The sequence below is a fragment of the Mycobacterium sp. IDUB_9 genome, assembly GCF_055419505.1.
Map to the genome: position 1 here is coordinate 1285676 of NZ_JBVAXU010000001.1, position 17314 is coordinate 1302989.

General features: G+C 67.9%; 11 protein-coding genes. 5 read left to right on the forward strand and 6 right to left on the reverse strand.

Annotated elements, in window-relative coordinates:
• Positions 1 to 9 precede the first annotated feature (9 nt).
• Positions 10 to 1425, forward strand: a complete 1416-nt coding sequence (locus tag ACZY08_RS06270) for a phytoene desaturase family protein (RefSeq protein WP_463743686.1) — start codon at positions 10 to 12, stop codon at positions 1423 to 1425.
• 154 nt (positions 1426 to 1579) lie between these two features.
• On the opposite strand, the gene ACZY08_RS06275 is transcribed toward ACZY08_RS06270, so the two are convergent.
• Complete coding sequence (locus ACZY08_RS06275; RefSeq protein ID WP_463743687.1) at positions 1580 to 2188, reverse strand: TetR/AcrR family transcriptional regulator; 609 nt, start codon at positions 2186 to 2188, stop codon at positions 1580 to 1582.
• 36 nt (positions 2189 to 2224) lie between these two features.
• Here ACZY08_RS06275 and ACZY08_RS06280 point away from each other — a divergent pair, with 36 nt between their 5' ends.
• On the forward strand, positions 2225 to 2677 hold the full coding sequence (locus ACZY08_RS06280) for an SRPBCC family protein (RefSeq protein WP_463743688.1): 453 nt from the start codon (positions 2225 to 2227) through the stop codon (positions 2675 to 2677).
• Here ACZY08_RS06280 and ACZY08_RS06285 read toward each other — a convergent pair.
• The 5 genes from ACZY08_RS06285 to ACZY08_RS06305 all read right to left on the reverse strand — a co-directional run bounded on the left by ACZY08_RS06285 (position 2667) and on the right by ACZY08_RS06305 (position 15216).
• Positions 2667 to 5867 (reverse strand): arabinosyltransferase domain-containing protein, encoded by a 3201-nt coding sequence (locus tag ACZY08_RS06285; RefSeq protein WP_463743689.1) that lies wholly within the window; start codon positions 5865 to 5867, stop codon positions 2667 to 2669. The two genes, ACZY08_RS06280 and ACZY08_RS06285, sit on opposite strands and share 11 nt — an antisense overlap.
• A complete protein-coding gene (locus ACZY08_RS06290; RefSeq protein ID WP_463743690.1) occupies positions 5864 to 9175 on the reverse strand; it encodes an arabinosyltransferase domain-containing protein in 3312 nt (1103 codons plus the stop codon). Before ACZY08_RS06290 ends, ACZY08_RS06285 begins: the two co-directional genes overlap by 4 nt.
• Positions 9176 to 9285: 110 nt before the next feature.
• On the reverse strand, positions 9286 to 12564 hold the full coding sequence (locus tag ACZY08_RS06295; RefSeq protein WP_463743691.1) for an arabinosyltransferase domain-containing protein: 3279 nt from the start codon (positions 12562 to 12564) through the stop codon (positions 9286 to 9288).
• Positions 12554 to 14452, reverse strand: a complete 1899-nt coding sequence (locus ACZY08_RS06300; protein ID WP_463743692.1) for a galactan 5-O-arabinofuranosyltransferase — start codon at positions 14450 to 14452, stop codon at positions 12554 to 12556. Before ACZY08_RS06300 ends, ACZY08_RS06295 begins: the two co-directional genes overlap by 11 nt.
• A complete protein-coding gene (locus ACZY08_RS06305) occupies positions 14452 to 15216 on the reverse strand; it encodes a decaprenylphospho-beta-D-erythro-pentofuranosid-2-ulose 2-reductase (RefSeq protein WP_463743693.1) in 765 nt (254 codons plus the stop codon). The genes ACZY08_RS06300 and ACZY08_RS06305 overlap by 1 nt, the downstream gene beginning before the upstream one ends.
• Positions 15217 to 15343: 127 nt before the next feature.
• Between ACZY08_RS06305 and ACZY08_RS06310 the strand changes: the two genes are divergently transcribed.
• From ACZY08_RS06310 to ACZY08_RS06320, 3 genes are read left to right on the forward strand one after another with little or no spacing between them, the layout of a single operon-like run.
• Positions 15344 to 16426, forward strand: coding sequence for an oxygenase MpaB family protein (locus tag ACZY08_RS06310; protein WP_463743694.1), 1083 nt, complete (start codon positions 15344 to 15346; stop codon positions 16424 to 16426).
• Between the two features lie 3 nt (positions 16427 to 16429).
• Positions 16430 to 16645 (forward strand): hypothetical protein, encoded by a 216-nt coding sequence (locus ACZY08_RS06315; protein ID WP_463743695.1) that lies wholly within the window; start codon positions 16430 to 16432, stop codon positions 16643 to 16645.
• 10 nt (positions 16646 to 16655) lie between these two features.
• A complete protein-coding gene (locus tag ACZY08_RS06320; protein WP_463743696.1) occupies positions 16656 to 17288 on the forward strand; it encodes a TetR/AcrR family transcriptional regulator in 633 nt (210 codons plus the stop codon).
• Positions 17289 to 17314: the final 26 nt, after the last annotated feature.

Below are 17314 nucleotides of genomic sequence, written 5' to 3' on the forward strand. Positions count from 1 at the left end.
CCGGCGCGCGTGAATACCGCGGTCGTCGTCGGTGCCGGGCCCAACGGGCTCGCGGCCGCCATCACTCTCGCCTCGGCGGGGCTGGACGTCACCGTGCTGGAGGCGGCCGGCGAGATCGGCGGCGGGGTGCGTTCCGGTGACGGCATCGTCCCCGGCCTGCTCCACGACCACTGCTCAGCGATCCACCCGATGGCCGTCGGCTCGGCGTTCCTGAACTCCCTCGAGCTCGAACGGCACGGGCTGCGGTGGAAATGGCCCGAGGTCGACTGCGCTCACCCACTCGACGGTGGCGACGCGGGCCTGCTGTACCGCAGTGTCGATGACACCGCTGCGGCGCTCGGCGCGGACGGTGGTCGGTGGCGGGCGGCGTTCGGCGGTCCGTCGGAAAAGTTCGACCTGCTCTCGCAGGACATCATGGGACCGCTGCTTCGGGTGCCCAAGCATCCGTTGGCGCTGGCCCGGTTCGGCGCACCCACGGTGCTGCCGGCCGCGGTGTTCGCCCGGCTGTTCCGCACTCCGCAGGCCCGTGCATTGTTCGGAGGCGTTGCCGCCCATACGTTTCAGCCGCTGCACCGCCCGCTGACCTCGGCGATCGGGATGGGCATCATCACGGCCGGGCACCGGCACGGCTGGCCCGTCGCCGAGGGTGGTTCGCGGGCCATCACCGATGCACTGGCAGCGGTGCTGGCGGAGTCGGGCGTCAAGGTGGAGACCGGTGTCCACGTCACGTCTGCAGCGCAGTTGCCGCCGGCGGACGTCACGATGTTCGACGTCGCTCCGACGGCGGTCGCCGACATCCTGGGCGACCGCCTGCCCAAGCGGGTGGCTCGGGGATTCCGTCGATTCCGATACGGTCCAGGCGCATTCAAGGTGGACTTCGCCATCGACGGCCCGGTGCCGTGGGCCAATCCGGAGGCGGGCCGGGCCGGAACCGTGCACCTCGGCGGCGATTTCGACGAGATCGCCGCGACCGAACGCGACATCCATGCCGGCAGGATGCCGCAGCGACCGTTCGTGCTCGTCGGTCAGCAGTACCTGGCCGACCCGAGCCGATCGGCAGGCGGCATCAACCCGGTGTACTCGTATGCCCATGTGCCCCACGGCTATACCGGCGATGCGACCGAGGCGATCATCGGTCAGTTCGAGCGGTTCGCTCCCGGGTTCCGAGAACGGATCGTGGGGATGGCGGTGCGTTCGACGACGGAGATGTCGGTGTACAACGCCAACTATGTCGGCGGTGACATCTGCACGGGCGCCAAGGACATCCGGCAGTTGGTGTTCGGCCCGCGGATTACACTGCAGCCCTATCGAATCGGTGTTCCAGGCATGTACCTGTGTTCGGCGGCCACCCCACCGGGGCCCGGAGCGCACGGCATGTGCGGCGCCAACGCGGCTGCGGTCGCCCTCGCGGCTCTGCGACGGTGAGTCGGCGCCTTTGCGGCGGGCTGTTGACGCACATCCTTACTCACAAGCGTGTAATTCGAAAATATGGGCCCTGAAGAGCGGTGACGCGGGGCCTGGTGAAATCCATCCACAAGTTGTCCACAGGGCACCCGTGTTGGCTGGAATCAAGCTGGAATCAAGATTGCAGGCCCGCGATGAAGATCTCGAGCAGCCGGCCCACGGTGGATTCGAAGTCGGTGACCATGGCGTTCCGCCCCCCTGTTTCCGGCGTGGTCCACGCCCAGGCTGTGCCGGTGAAGGCGTGAACGGCGGCAGTCAACGATCTCAGCTGTTCGTCGGACAACGGAAGTGATTGCCGCAGAGCCGCACCCAACCGCTGTTGCGCATCTGCCGCCTGCATCGCCAGGGCGCGCAGACTATCTGGGCCGAGCCGCCCGATGAGTACGGGTGAGGCGGCGATGAGATCGCACAGCACCGGTCGTGCGGCCAGGGTGTGCGCCAGCGCCGTGGCCGGGCCGGTGGTGGAGAGTTCGCCGGCCAACTCATCGATCCAGGTCAGATGCTCGTCGTACATCACCGCCAACAGCAGCGCCTCGCGTGACCCGAAATACCGCAGGATGCCCGACTTCGCGAGTCCGGCTGATGCGGCCACGTCGCCCAACGTCAATGCGGCCGCGCCGGTGTTCTCGAGGAGCCCGCGCGTTGCGGCCAGCACGTGGGATGACCGGTCCTGACGTTGCGCTTCGCTGCGTGCGCGGGTGAACGGTGGAGCGGATTCTGCCATTTCGCAATAGTAGAACACTGTTCTGTTATTGTCTCGATGGTGTACCGCCACTTCGAATGCACTGTCCGTCGCCGCACCACGGCGTCGCCCCAGACCTTGTTCGCCATCGTGTCCGACGGATCCCGGTGGTCCGAGTGGGCCAAACCGCTGATCCCGTATTCGGCATGGGAGACGCGGGGCCCGGCCGATGACGGTGGGGTCGGGGCGATCCGGGCCGTGGGCACCCGGAAGAAGCCGACCCGCGAGATGACCACCATCCATGAACCCGGCCGCCGGCATGGCTACACCATGCTCACCGACGGCCCGATCCGGGACTACCAGGCCGAGGTGTCTTTCACCGAGGCTCCCGGCGGGACGCAGGTGACGTGGCGGGGTAGATACGAGACCCGCCGGCGGGTGGTCGGGTTGGCGTACTGGCTCGTCTTGCGGGTAGTGCTCGGCACGCTGTCCCGCAAGCTGGTCACGGCTGCGGAGCGGGTTACGGCTTGATGCGGATCCGGCCCGGCTTGTAGAGCCCGGAGTGGGTCGCGGTACCGAGTTCGACCTCTGCGGGAACCGCGTCGACGATGGTGTCGAACTTGCGCAGCGAACCCCAGTCCCGGCCCCAGTCCTTGTTCAGGTAGGTGGCCATCACATGCTGGCGCAGCAGCAGATCGCTGATGCCCAGCAGGCCACCGTTGATGCCGTCCTCCCAGGTGTCGGTGTCCTTCATCTTGGCGTTGTAATCCGGGGTGATCCGGAACTTCGGCACCTCGGTGACACCGTTGGCGTGCAGCATCGGCTGCTGGCACGGGAAGGCCAGGCCCACAGCCCAGTCCATCAGCACCGGCTGCTGTGAGCCGATGTACTCCTGCACGGTCTTGACCTCGGGAACCCGGGGCGGGGTGACGGCGATCCAGTCTCCGAGAGACAACGACTTGTCCTCGGCGATGACGCGGACGAACGTCGCGTCGGCGGGGATCTCGCTGCGGTCGAAGCGCAGGTTGCGCCAGGACGGGATGGGCCCCAGGTCGTAGGGCTCGACCCGGCCGGCCGGTACTGCGGCGCCGTCGGGCCCAGGCCGTCCGTACTCCAGCTCGACCGCCTGGCCTTCGGTGCGACCGTTGAAAATGCTGTTGCCGGTGATGGTTCCGGCGGCGGTGACGACGACCAGCGGGTGGGCGGCGTCGGGAGCGGGCAGTTGGTACCAGGCCGAGGCCAGCTTGCTCTCCTGCTGAGCCGCGCCTTCGACGTAGCTGCCGGCCAGCGGTACCCGGGCCGGATCCAGCCCGTAGGGCAAAGGCACCCTGGAACCGTTTATGCCCGTTGTCGTCAATTCGGCGGCCGCATTCCAATCGGCATCGATGCCGGGCATCGGGACGGTGATCCGAATCGCCTCGGCGACAATGTGGTCTGGCACGCCGTTCGGGGTGAACCCGGTTGGTGCGGTGCCGCCCAGCGGCCCCAGCGGGCCGTAGTCTCCCGGTGCCGGGGTGAGGAACCCGTCGTTGGTGTCGGGTTCCACGAGCACGTCGTCGGCCAGGCCGCAGCCACCGGCGAAGGCCCGCAGGTTCGAGGACGCATTGGAGTAGGTGCCCTCCTGGCGCACCACGCCGTAGAGCATCGAACCGACGAATACCACGACCATGAACCCGGCCGCCAGCGGCACCGGTGCGGTGGTCAGTGCCCGCGCCAACCGGCCTTCGGCCGATGGTCTCAGGTGCAGCCAGTACGCCCACAGCGCGGCGATGGCGAACAGCGCAAAGAATATGGCGCTCACCGTGATTCCGCCGATGTTGGGCTTGTCGTTGTTGAACGGCACGCCGTAGCTGGACACGTACCACCAGCCATTGGTGGTGGCGAAACACAACGCCAGCACGAACAGCACCGCGGCGGTGAACGCCATGCGGTTACGGGCCGACCGCAGTACCACCGGCCCGGCCAGCACGGTGACCACCGCGGCCATTGCCGCACCGACGGCGGCGAACAGTCCGAAGTGGTGCACCCACTTGGTGGGGGTGAACATCAGGCAGAACATGGTCGCGAAGATGATGCCCATCAGCCGCCACACCGGCCCGCGGGCCACACCGGGAACCCGCTTGCGCCGCAACATGATGAAGAGCGAGGCGAACAGGCTCAGCGCGGTGATGATGAAGCCGAACCGGCGCGACAGCGAGCCGTCCACGGTCGGCAGGATCAGGTAGTAGTACCGCAGGTTCTCGGTGTACCACTCTTGACTCGGCCCGATGGCGGTGCGAATCCTGGTGGCCTCCAGCACTGTTGCCAGCGTCTGGTCGGCGAACACCACGGTCAGGATCACTGTTCCGGCGGCCAGCAGTGGCAGTACCAGCGGCCACACGCCCAGCACGCGGCGGCGGCGCACCAGGATGCGCAGGATGGGGCGCCCACCGGCGAGCAGCGCGGCGACCGCGATCAGACCGGTCGGCTGGATCCCGAGGGTGAACGCCGCCGAGATGATCGCCATGGCGGCCGGAGTCAGGCGTCCGGAGATGATGGCCCGCTCGATCAGCACGTAGGTGATCAGTGCGCCGGTGGCGATCTGGCCCTCGGGGCGCAGGCCGTTGTTGAACGGCATCCAGGCCGCCATCAGCACCAGGCCCGCGGCCCAGAGTGCCGGCTTGGAGGCGATGACCGCGGGTCCGAGGCGGGGCAGCACCTCGCGCGACAGAAGCAGCCAGCAGACCAGGGCACAGATCAGGTCGGGCAGTCGCATCCAGATGCTGGCGTCGCTGACATGGGTCATGAGGGCCAGCAGGTTGTAGAACCAGCCGAAGGGATCCTCCGGGCTGCCGAACCAGCGGAAGTAGTTCGACATGTAGCCGGCGTGGTCGGCCACGCGCGCCATCTGCAGGATGTACCCGTCGTCGGACGAGTTGGCGCCGATCACGTGCCAGCTCAGGAATCCGCCGACCACCACCACGTCGACGGCGCTGAAGGTGCGCCAGCGGGATGGGATCAGGTGGTGCATCCGGCGGCCGTCGAGGCGGTCCAGCCGCCACAGTGCCAGCAGCGCAACCACTGTGGCGGCGATCCCGAGCAGCATCGCCACCAGCTTGAGCGCGGTGGGTTTGGAGGTGAATCGGGTGTCGATCGTGGCTGACAACGAAAGACCTTGCGGCGCGGGTCCGGTCAGCTCGGTGAAGACGCCGACGATCTGGGGCCGCAGGTTCGGATCGGGGAAGCCGGTGCGCAGCTCCTTGCCGTCCGCGCCCGTGAGCCCGACGAACGTGGCGAACGTGCCCTTGTCGTTCGAGGTGATCTCGATGCGGTCGCAGGCGGCGGAACTCGCCTTCTCCCGGGACACGCTGGCGATCACCACGTTGCGGTCGGTGATGTCGACGCGCGTGGCGTTGACGTTGACGAACAACGCGTTGAGGGCGGCCTGCCTGCCCTCCTTGGGTGCGGTGCCCAGCACCATGCCGCCCTCCGGTGGCATGGACCGGATCACCTCGCACGGCACCGACACCGACATGGTGACGGGCGTCTGGGTGATCAGCGGGGCGGTGACATTCTGCAGTTGACCCTGTTGGGGCCAGTTGAGCGTCGCGGTGGTCTGCACCACCGGTAGCAGCGGTGTGGCCACTGCGCACAGGAAGCCGATGAGTCCGGCGATCATCGCCACCCAGCGGGTCACCTGAACGCCCTTGTCAGCGCTGTGTTCGCGCACCGTGGTGCTCATGGCAGGGCCCGGATCGGTCCGGGCCGGCTGAAGCCGAACACTCGTTGGGTTCCTTGATCAATCGTGGCGACGGGCGCCTGGTCGGCCGGCACCACCCGGTCGTATTTCTCGATCGAGCCCCAGTCCCGGTACCAGTCGTCACGCAGATACGTCGGAATGGTCGACGTGCGCAGCAGCGCCTGGATGAAGAGGAAGGGACCACCCTTTTGGGCGGACTGCCACATGTTCGACGACACCACCACTTGCTTGACGTTGGGAAGGATGCGGTACTCCGGCAGCTCGGCCACGCCGAGATGTTCGGAGAACGGGCGCTGGCACGGGAAATTCGCGGCGGTCGCGATATCCATCATCACCGGGGTCTGCGCGCCGAGGAACTGTTGCGCGGTCTGCAGGGTCGGCACCCGCGGCGGGGTGAAGCCGAACCACTGGTCGTCGGAGAGGTTGGGATCGTCGGCGACGATCCGCGCCACGTTGGCCTCCGGCGGTGCCCAGGCGAGCGGGAAACGCAGGTTGCGCCAGGCGTATTGGGCGAACACGTCGATGGGTTGCACGGCGTTCAGCGCCTGGAAGCTGCCGTCGGGCCGGTTCACGCCCCACTGCAGTTTCAGCGACTGGCCGTAGTGGAACTCGTGTTCCTCGTCGTAGTACCAGATGGCGCCCGCGGCGGCGACGGTCACCAGCGGCCGGTCCGCGGTGCGGGGCGGCAGTTGGTACCAGGCCGAGGTGGCCTTGGCCGCAACCCGTCCCTCTTTTGAGGCGGGCTCGTTGTAGCTGCCCATCACCGGCGTGCGGGCGGGGTCCAGGCCGAACGGCAGGTATACCCGGGAGCCGTTGGCGCCGACGGGTCCGTAGCCGCCCCCGGTGCCCGCGGCGTAGGCGATGCCGACGTTGGGTTTGTTGGGCGAGCCGTCGGAGTTCACCGTGCCGGGGTTGGCGACGACGGGTTTCGGCGGTTCCAGGGTGTCGCTGATTCCGTTGGGGGTGAAGCCAACCGGGTTCTCACCGCCTAGCGGTCCGTACTCGCCGTAGGTCTGGCCTTCCACCGGTTGCAGCATGCCCGCATTGGTGTCGGCCTCGACCAGGACATCGTCGGCCATGGCACAGCTGTCCGATGACAAACCGGAACTCAACGCACGCACGTTGGCCGCCGCGGTGGTGTAGACGGGGTAGCGCTGGACGAACCCCTTGGCCATCGAGCCGACTTCGAGCACCACCATGATGGTCGCGACCACCAGCAGCGGGGTCGACGCCAGCGCCCGGTTGCGCCGGGTGTCTGCCACCTCGGTGTGCCCGGCGTAGTCGATCCGGAAGTGCAGCCAGCCGGCCAGCACCGCGGTGACGATGGCCAGGGCCAGGAAGATGGTGGTCACCGGGAATCCGGCGATCACCGGCTGTCGGTCGAACCAGGGCACGCCGTAGTTGCCGACGTAGAACCAGCCGTTGGTGCCGGAGGTGGCCCAGGCGAGCACGAATAGCAGTGCGGTGACGTAGAGGGCGAGGTTGCGTCGGCTGTGCAGGCCCACCAGGGCGAACGCGAATGCCGTCACCGCCCCGAGAGCGGCTGCCAGCCCGGCGAACGCACCGAACTGCACGGCCCACTTGGTCGGGGTGAAGTGCAGCAGCAGCAGGCCGACGGCGGTGGTGCCGATCAGTCGCCAGACCGGGCCGCTGGTCAGCCCGGGTACCCGGCCCTTGCGAAGCAGGACGGTGATCATGCCGAACAGGCACAGCATCATCGCCAGCACCGCGAAGCGCCGGGTCAGGGAGCTGTCGACGGAATCCTCGACGGTCAGGAAGTAGTAGCGCAGGAATTCCTGGTACCAGGAGATGGTCGGCCCGACGGTGTATTTGATCCGGGCCGATTCGGCGACGCTGGCCAGGGTCTGGTCGCGGAACACCACGACGAAGATCAGTGCGGCCGAGCCCGCCAGCGCGGCCAGTGCGGGCAGCGCGATGCGTCGGGCCTTGATGATCTTGATGACGGTGCGTGCGCCGACCAGCAGCGGGGCCAGTGCGATGAGGCCCTGCGGGGCCAAAGTCACGCTGAGCGCCGCAACGATGATCGCCAGGCAGGCCGGCCACAGGCGGTGGGTGGCGATTGTTGTTTCGACGAGGGCCCACACCGCGAGCACGCCGAAGGCGATCAGCGGCTCGGGGCGCAGGCCGTTGTTGAACGGCATCCAGGCGGCCAGGAACACCGCGCCGGCGGTCCACATGGTGACGCGGTTGAGCGCGACGCGGCGGCCGATCCGGGGGAGCACCCAGCGGCTCAGCAGCAACCAGGTGCCGATGCCGGCCAGGGTGGCCGGCAGCCGCATCCACACGCCGGCGGTGCTGATCGTCGCGAAGTGGCCCAGCACCGACTGGTACCAGTCGAACGGGGCCTCGGTGGTGCCGAAGTAGCGGAAGTAGTTGGCGGTGTACCCGGCGTCGGCCGAGACCCGCGCGATGGTCAGGTTGTAGCCGTCATCGGAGGAGATGGCGCCGATGACGTGCCATACGAGCAGGCCGCCGATGACGCCGATGTCGGCGATCCAGGTGGCGAGCGGCACTTTCACGAAGCGCCGCCAGGCGCCGCGCACTCGATGACAGCCGCGGGCCTGAATGTCGCCGCCGGGGCGGCTCCGGCGGTCCAGCACGGCCAGCGCGGCGATCGACGCCACCACACACAGCACGCCGAGCGCCATCACCAGCAGTTTCAGCGGGGTCGGGGAGGTGATGAACCGGGTGTCGATGTCGACGCGGGCGCTCAGCCCGGGCTGGGGCGCCACCTTTAGATCGGTGAACAGGCCGGCGACCTGGGGCTTCTTCTCGACGGCCGCGGTGCCGGTGGCACCGGGGATGCCGACGAAGTCCGCGCCGACGCCGCCGAGGTTGGCCCACAGGTGCAGCGCGTTGCAGCCGCCGGCGTTGATCGCCGCGCGGGGAGCGACGGCGGCCACCGAGTCGCGGAACGCGACCACCACGGTCTCGGAGTTGGCCCGCACGAACAGCCCGTTGCGGCTGGCATCGATGCCTCCGGACGGGATGGTGGAGAACACCAAGCCGCCCTCGGCGGGCAGTGACGCCATCGCCGAGCAGGGAATGGATACGTCGAGGGATTGTGGGGCACCTGACACCAAGGGGGCGGTCACCGAGGTGACGTTGCCTCCGCCGTCGGTGCCCTGCGGCCACAGGATGGTCGCAGTGGTCTGTTTGACGGGCAGTAGCGGCACCAGCGCGCACAGCACCACACCCGCGATGCCCGCGACGATGGCGATCAGGCGTGCGATGCCCACAACACGGTCGGTTGGCTCATCGGAAGGCACGAGGCTCGATGTTATGCGACCCGGATGTGAGCCCCGGGTCACCGTCGCCCTTTTGGTGAGTGTGTGTGCGAACTTCTAATCAAGCAGCCTCGCCCGCAGGTACTCGTGCCCTAGCTGTGGCGCAGGGGCGCCGGGCTCCACAGTCCGCCGCGGATCGCGGTGCCCAGGTCCAGACGGGCAGGTTCGGCGTCGGGGTACCACGGTGTGAGCCGTTGCAGCGAGCCCCAGTCCCGGAACCAGTCGTCCTTCAGATACGTCGGCACGCTCGACGGCCGCAGCAGCAGTTCGGAGATGCCCAGCGGGCCGCCGCCCAGGTAGTCCATCACCGGCGAGTTGGCCTCGGCGCCGAAGCGGTCCGGCAAGATCCGCCACTTGGGCACCTCGGTGACGCCGTACTGATGGCCGAACGGCCGCTGGCACGGGAACGCCAGGCCCACCAGCCAGTCGAGCAGCACGGGATCCTGGGAACCGACGACGTCCTGCAGCGTGCGCAGCTGCGGGATGCGCGGCGGGGTCACCGCGATCCAGTGCTGCGGGGCCAGATCGTCGTCGGAGGCGACCAGCCGGATCTGCGTGGCTTCGCGCGGGATGGCGGCCATCGGGGCGCGTAGGTTGCGCCACGCCGGTGCAGCGCCCACGTCGGCAAATCCGATGCCGCCGCCGGGCTTGTTCTCTACCGCCTGTGCGTCGGTGGCCCACTGCACCACGACCTCGCCCGGGTCGAAGCGGCCCGCGGCCGAGACCACCAGCAGCGGTCCGGCCTTGTCGCGGTCGGGCAACCGGTACCAGGCCGAGCGCATGATCGCAGGCTGCTGCGTGCCGGCGCGCCAGCTGCCCAGCACCGGCGTGGTGGCCGGATCGAGCCCGTACGGCAGCCGGGCCCGGGAACCGTTGACCCCTGCGGCGGCGGTCGTGCCGCCTTCGGTACCCACTTCGCTGCCGGTCACGGTGCCCGAGTCGGTGTCGGCGAAATTGCCTGCACCGGGCTGTTCCATCACCGGGTCGGCCGAGACGTCCGACGGGATGCCGTTGGGGCCGAATCCCTGGGCGGTGACAGCGCCGAGGGCCTGTCCGGGTGGCTCGCTGATCGGTGCCAGCAGGCCGGCGTTCGTGTTCTCCTCGACCATTACGTCGCTGGCCAGTCCGCAGGTTTTACCGGTGAGCGCCTCGAGGTTGGAGCGCCCGACGGACCAGGCCGGGTACTGGTCTGTCATCGCCAGGGTCAGGGACACCACCTCGAACATCACCAGTACCCAGGCGGCGATGGCCAGCGGTGATTGCACGATCCGCTGCCAACGGCGCTGCGGGGCATCCGGGGATTTGTCGCGGCCGCTGAAGTGGAACCAGGCTGCGCCCAGCAGCGCCAGCACCGAGCAGCCCAGCAGGATCGTGGTGAAGCCGAAGTGCCACTCCGGGAAGGAGTTCGACCAGGGCACCCCGAAGTTGGAGACGTACCACCAGCCGTTGACGGTCGCGAACGACAGCGCCACGACGAACAGCACCAGCGCGGCGAACATCGACCGGTTGCGCCGCGACTTCATCGCCGCGGCGGTCACCGCGACAGCGGCCAGGGCGCCCAGGGATCCCGCGAGCCCGGCGAACACACCGAAGTGATGGGTCCACTTGGTGGGGGTGAACATCATCGCGAGGAACGAGATGATGGTGATGCCGATGATGCGCCGGCTCGGGCCGGCCGCGGTACCGGGGATGCGGCCCTTGCGCAGCGTCATCGCGATCGACACCGCCAGTGCCACCAGCAGCGTCAGCACCGCGAAGCGCCGCGCCACCGAGCCGTCCGGGCTGGAGGTGAACAACCGTGAGTACCGGATGTGTTCGTCGAACCAGGCCAGGCTGGGGCCGACGGCGGATTTGAAGCTGCTGGCCTGGATCTCGCTGGCCAGGGTCTGGTCGCGGAAGATCAGGATGATGGTCACGGTGCACGCGGCCAGGATCGGGGCCAGCAGCGCCAGATGGCCGAAGCGTGAGGTGTGCCGGGCGACAATGGTTTTCAGCGGTCCCACGGCGACCAGCAGGGCGCCGACAGCGGCGATGCCGGTGGGTCCGGAGAACAGGGTCAGCGCGCCGATGATGATCGCGATGGCCACCGGCAGCATGCGGTTGGTGGCCACCCCACGTTCCACCGAACACCAGGTCAGCAAGATGCCGAGGGCGATGATCGGTTCGGGACGCAGCCCGTTGTTGAGGGGCAGCCAGAACGCCAGGAACATGCCCGCGGCGGTCCAGGCGGCCGCCCGGTTGGTCTTGACCGCTCGGCCGAGACGCGGCAGCACTTCCCGGCTGATCACCCACCAGCACGCGAGTGCCATCAACAAGGTGGGCAGCCGCATCCACACGCTGTTGGTGGAGACGTGCGCCCACAGCGCCAGCAGGTCGTAGTACCAGCCGAATGGTGCCTCGGGGGTGCCGAACCAGCGGTAGTAGTTGGCCATGTAGCCGGCGTGTTCGGACACCCGGGCCATGGTCAGGATGTAGCCGTCGTCAGAGGTGTTGGCCCCGACGAAGTGCCACCACACCAGGACGGCGGTGACCAGTCCGTCCAACGGCGTCATCGACCACCAGCGGGGCGGCAGGAACCGCCGGTGCCGGACGCCGTCGGCGGTGTCGAGACGATGCAGCGCGGTGAGCGCGATGACGGTCATCGCGACGCCGATGATCATCGCCAGCAGCTTGAGCAGCGTCGGGGCACTGCTGTAGCGGGAGTCGATGGTGGCCGAGAACTTCAGGCCTTCGGGTGCCGGGCCGGACAGGTCGGTGAAGACGCCGACGATCTGCGGGCGGAAGTCGTAGCCGCCGCGTTCACCGCGCAGGGGCGCATCGGGGTGGTCGGCGGTGGCACTGGCATCGCGCTGGGTCAGCCCGACGAATTCCCCGGTCACCTTGTCGGCGTGGGCGGTGAATGTCAGGGTCTGGCAGGCCGGGCTTAGTACCGCAGCCAGTGGCGCGCTGACCACGGGGGTGTTGCGCACGATGACCAGCAGGTCGTCGTTGACCCGCTCGATCAGCAGGCCGCGGTCGATGGCCTTGGGCGCCTGCTTGGGCACGGTGGACAGTAGTACCGTCTTGCCCCGGTTGTCCGGCCCGGCCAGTCCGGCGGCGGCCTGGCAGGGCACGGTGATGGTCAGGTCGGTGGCGACGTAACCGATCAGCGGCGCGTTGATGCTCTGCCACGTGCCGTTCTGTGGCCAGTTCAGCTGGGCAGTCGTCTGTTTGACCGGTAGCAGCGGTGTCGCCACCGCCATCAATACGCCGAGCAACCCGGCGACGATCGCGATGAGCCGCACCGTCCGGTGGTTGCTGCCGGCGGTTCCCCGCGGTCCCGTCACGGGCTCTGATGCTATCGGCGTGTCAGCGCCTGAACTAATGGCCATCGGGAGTTGGCTTTCTGATCACCAGGACGAACGGGCCGATGTCGGTTACCTCGAAACGTGGATCTTTGAACAGTGCTGCGTCGAGCGCCACGTGATAGCGGCGCACATTGGGCTGGTTGGGGTAGACATCGGAGGCCAGGCGCAGCGTGTATGTGTCGTTCGCGCCGTGGCGCATCAGGAACACTGTGGGCGCTTTCCAGGGCATCTCGTCAAGGGCCTTCACGAACTGGTCGGCCTTGTCCATCGTGGCCCAGCCCTCGATGGCCTTGGCGCGTTTGTCGAATTCGGCCAGCGGGTTGGCGTAGTGCGAGGTCAGTCCCTGGAACCCGTAGTAGGGGTAATACGACAGGAAGCTGTAGTCGGCCGTCAGCACCACGGTCTGGTTGCGCGGCACCCCGGTGACCTCGGCGATCTTGGCGTCGATCTCGCGGTAGTAGCGCTCGGCCCCAGGGGGCCGGCGGTCGGCCCGCTGGCCGGTGCCGTCGGTGTCGGTGTAGGCCACGTTGATGTCGGGGCGCAGCACGTCGGGGATGTCCTGGCTGAACGTGATGGCGCCGATCGAACCTACGGCGGCTGCCGCGGCGACGACGCGGCGCGCGGTGTCCTGCTGATAGCGCCGGGCGATGGCCTGCGTCACCTCGATGAAGCCGAATGCCCCGGCGGTGGTGAGCAGCACGGTCAGCGTGGGTTGCAGCCGGAAGGACAGCAGCGTGGTGCCGGCCAGGGTGGTCAGCATCGACAACAGGGACCAGGCGTAGACGGCGAGCACGGCGACGGCAAGCGCACCGGCCCGGGTCGAAGTGCGGGCCCGGACCACCAGCCACAGTGTGCCGAGCATGCACAGCGCGCCGAGCAGGGTGAAACTCAGCATGGGGAAGGTCAGCTGGGCGCCGGCGTCGGGCAGGTAGTGCTGGGCGGTGCCCTTCTCGGCCGGTGTTCCACGCAGCGCGGCCAGCAGGTAGGGCGCCCAGGTGAACAGCGCGATCGCGCCCGCGATCACCGCGATGACGACGCCCCTGAGCAGTGGTTCGAACGTCCGGCGAGCGATCGCGAGCACCAGCCCCATGATCGTCAGCGTGAACGCGCAGTACAGGAACAGCAGGGTGTAGAGGAGCGCGGTGAACCCGAGGAAGATCCCGACGCCGATGACGGCAGCCCAGCCGCCGTTTCTGGTCTTACCTCGTAAACCGGACCAGGCCAGCACGAACACCGGCGGCAGCAGCACCGTGATGATCGCGGCGTAGGGCTCGGTCGAGGAGTAGGCCAGCATGGCGGCGGTGCTGGCGGTGGTGACGATCAGCGCGTACTCGAAGCGAATCATGGTCGCCCACAACACGAATGCCAGTGCGACGGCAATGGTGACGGAAACGATGGACCAGGGCTTGAACATCTCCCAGGCTGGGGTGTCGGTGGCTGCGGCGATGCGGCCGCCCATCCAGAACCAACCGGCCGGGTAATAGGGCGGCAGCCCGAAGTAGGTCATGTCGTGCAGGCCGGGGGTGTCGGCGAGCCGGGTCAGGTATTCGGTGCGGAACTGCTGGTCGACCGAGACCCCGAACAGATACAGCTTGGTGGCGCCCAGCGGCATCGCGAGCGTGACCACCGAGAACACTGACAGGAAGATCAGTGCGGCCAGCCGGGCCAGGGTGCGCCGGCCCCGGCGCCAGATCAGCCCGGCGGCGAAGATTCCGGCCAGTGCAGCGACCTGGCCCACCGTGGTGAGCGCATGCAGTTGGTTGGACGTGTTGTAGGCCGGCCATTGGACCTGGGCGATCGCGGCGATAGACACCCCGGCCACTGCCGAGGCGAGCATCAGGGCGATCACCAGGTGTCCGGCCACCCTGGCCGGACCGGCCACGCTCGTCGGCGTGCGGGGCCCGGCCTGCATCAGATGGGAAGCTTGCGGAAGATGGACCGCGGGACGTGCCGCAAAACCATCATCACGTAGCGGAACGCGCCCGGCGCCCAGACCAGCTCCTTGCCCTTGGCCGACGCGGTGACGGCAAGGTTGGCGACGTATTCCTTGTCGACGGTCAGCGGGGCTTCCTTGACGTGGGCGCTCATCCGGGTACGCACCTGGCCGGGGCGGATCACCAGTACCCGCGGGCCGTATTCGCGTAGTGCCTCACCGAGGCCGAGGTAGAACCCGTCGAGGCCGGCCTTCGTGGAGCCGTAGACGAAGTTGGACCGGCGGACCCGCTCGCCGGCGGCCGAGCTCATCGCGATGATCTGGCCGTAGCCCTGTGCCCGCATCTTCTCGCCGACCAGGACACCGACGGAAACCGCTGCGGTGTAATTGATTTCGGCAATCTGCACGGCTTTGCGCTGGTTCTGCCACAACTCCTCGGCGTCGCCGAGCAGGCCGAACGCGACGATCGCGACGTCCACATCGCCGGAGGCGAAGGCCTTGTCGATCACGGCGGGGTGGCTCGCGGTGTCGACCGCATCGAAGTCGATGACCTCTACTGAACTGGCGCCGGCCTTGCGCAGCTGGGCCACGGCGTCGTCGCGGCCCGGATCGCCGGGCAGGGCGGCCAGCACGATGCGGGCAGACGCGTCGCGCAGATAGCGCTCACAGATCGCCAGCCCGATCTCTGAGGTGCCGCCGAGCAGCAGAATCGTCTGGGGGTTACCTACGGCGTCGAACACCATCTAGCGCAGCTCCAAGCCTCGGGGGACATCGTGACGAGGGTACCGTGCGGTTTCTTTCGAAAATTCGAGCGCAGGGCCTTGACGCGATTTCCTACACGACGTAGCTTTTTTCTACATCGTGTAGGAAATGGGGGAGATCATGACGATCCGTGACTGGCTGACGTTGCCCGAGACGGAACCGGGGGAGGACTATGGGTTCTTCGGCCCGGATTCGGTGACGTGGAAGGTGTGGAGCTATCCCACCTCGCTGTCCATCGGGTTCCAGCGGGCCGTCGTCATCGAGGAGCTCGACCCTGCTCTCGTCGCGGCGGTCGACAAGACCCATGAGATCTACTCGCGCCCGCGCACTCGATATGACCGGACGCTGCGGTACTTCGCGATGGTGGCCTTCGACGACAGCCGCTCGACCACGAAGGCCGCCGACGTCCTGGTCAAGATCCACTCCAAAGCGATCGGCACCGACCCTGTCACCGGAAAGACCTACGACGCGAACGATCCCCGCTCGCAGTTGTGGATCCACCTGACCGCCTGGCATTCCATCCTGGTGGCCTACGAGAAGTACGGTCCCGGTCCGCTGCCACCCGAAGAGGAGTTGCAGTACTGGCGGGAATGCGCGATCGCCGCCGAACTTCAGACCTGCGATCCCTCTGACGTCCCACTGACCCGCGAGGGCATCCGGGAGTATTTCGAGCAGATGCGGCCCCAGTTGATCGGGTCGGACATCGCCCAGCAGGCCATGCATCACCTGCTGGGTGCCGAGGTGATGTTGCCCAAGATGCCACTGCTGTTGCGCCCGGGTACCACGGTCGTCACCGCTTTCCTGCGTCGCGGCACCCTGGCGACCATGCCGCGCTGGATGCGAGAGATGGCCGGGCTCAGCACATCCCGGATTCTCGACGCGTTGGTGGTACCGCCGCTGAGTGCCGCATTCACGGTGATCGCCATGAGCACGCGGCTCCAGCTGATCCTGCTGCGCATGCTCTCACCGGCGACCCTGCCCATCGGCGCGCGGGTCCTGCTGTCCGTTCCGCCGAAGCACCCCGTCACCACGACGCCGCGTGAGGCCCAGCGCCGCTACGGCTACGACGCGCCGAGCCAGGCGCACTTCGAGCTTCGCGACCGGCAGGCGGTCCGGGTGTTCGGTGAGGGTGGCGCACCGAGTGACGAGGGCATCGTGGAATCTCAGCCGATCCTGGGCCGGATCGGCTGACCCGTGATCTCGCGCCTTCTCGATTTCCGGCTGAGCATCCGTCAACTCGTCTATCTCGCGATAGTGGTGGGCGGGCCATACCTCGTTGTCGGGATGGTCTGGGCGCTCACCCACAGCGATCACATCGCTGCGCTCACGGGCCCGGACAGGCTGTTCTCGCTCTTGGGTGAGATCGTTGCGTGGCCCGTGCTGATCATCGCGAATGTCTCCCTGACATGAGGGAAGCGAAGTGAAAGGAGCAGCACTCGCCGGTCGCGGCCGCGCCGAGCATCTCGGCCCGGACCGGCGCCGGCCGCAAGTCCTCGACATCGCGTTGGACATCGCCGCGCACCAGGGCCTGGCCGACGTGACGATGGGGACCATCGCGCGCCGGCTGGGCGTCACCCGGCCGGTGGTCTACGCCTGCTACCCCGGCCGCGGGGAAGTGCTTGCCGCACTGTTGGATCGGGAAACCGACGTGGTGCTGTCGAGCCTGCTGGAACTGTTGCCGCCACAGCGCACGGGCTCCATCGAGCAACTGTTCGTCGACGGGTTTCATGCGCTTCGCAGTACTGTGCGTGAGCGGCCCGCATCCTGGCGCATCATCTTCGCCGCCGACCCCGACCCAGTGCTGACCGCGGCGATCGTGGCCGGCCGTGAACGCATCCGTGGCCAGCTCGCCACGGCGATGCGTCCGCTACTGCAGCGGTGGCAGGTCGCCGATGTCGACATCACGCTGCCCATGCTGGTCGAGGTGTTCCTGGCGATCTGTGAGGCGGCGGTCCGGAAGATGCTCGACTCGGACGATGATGACGATCAGGGTTTGCTTGCCGAAACCTTCGGCAAGGCGGCCTATCGGGCCGTGCGGGCAAAGCCCCAGTGAGACAACAACACCCCGCGGGCCCAAGC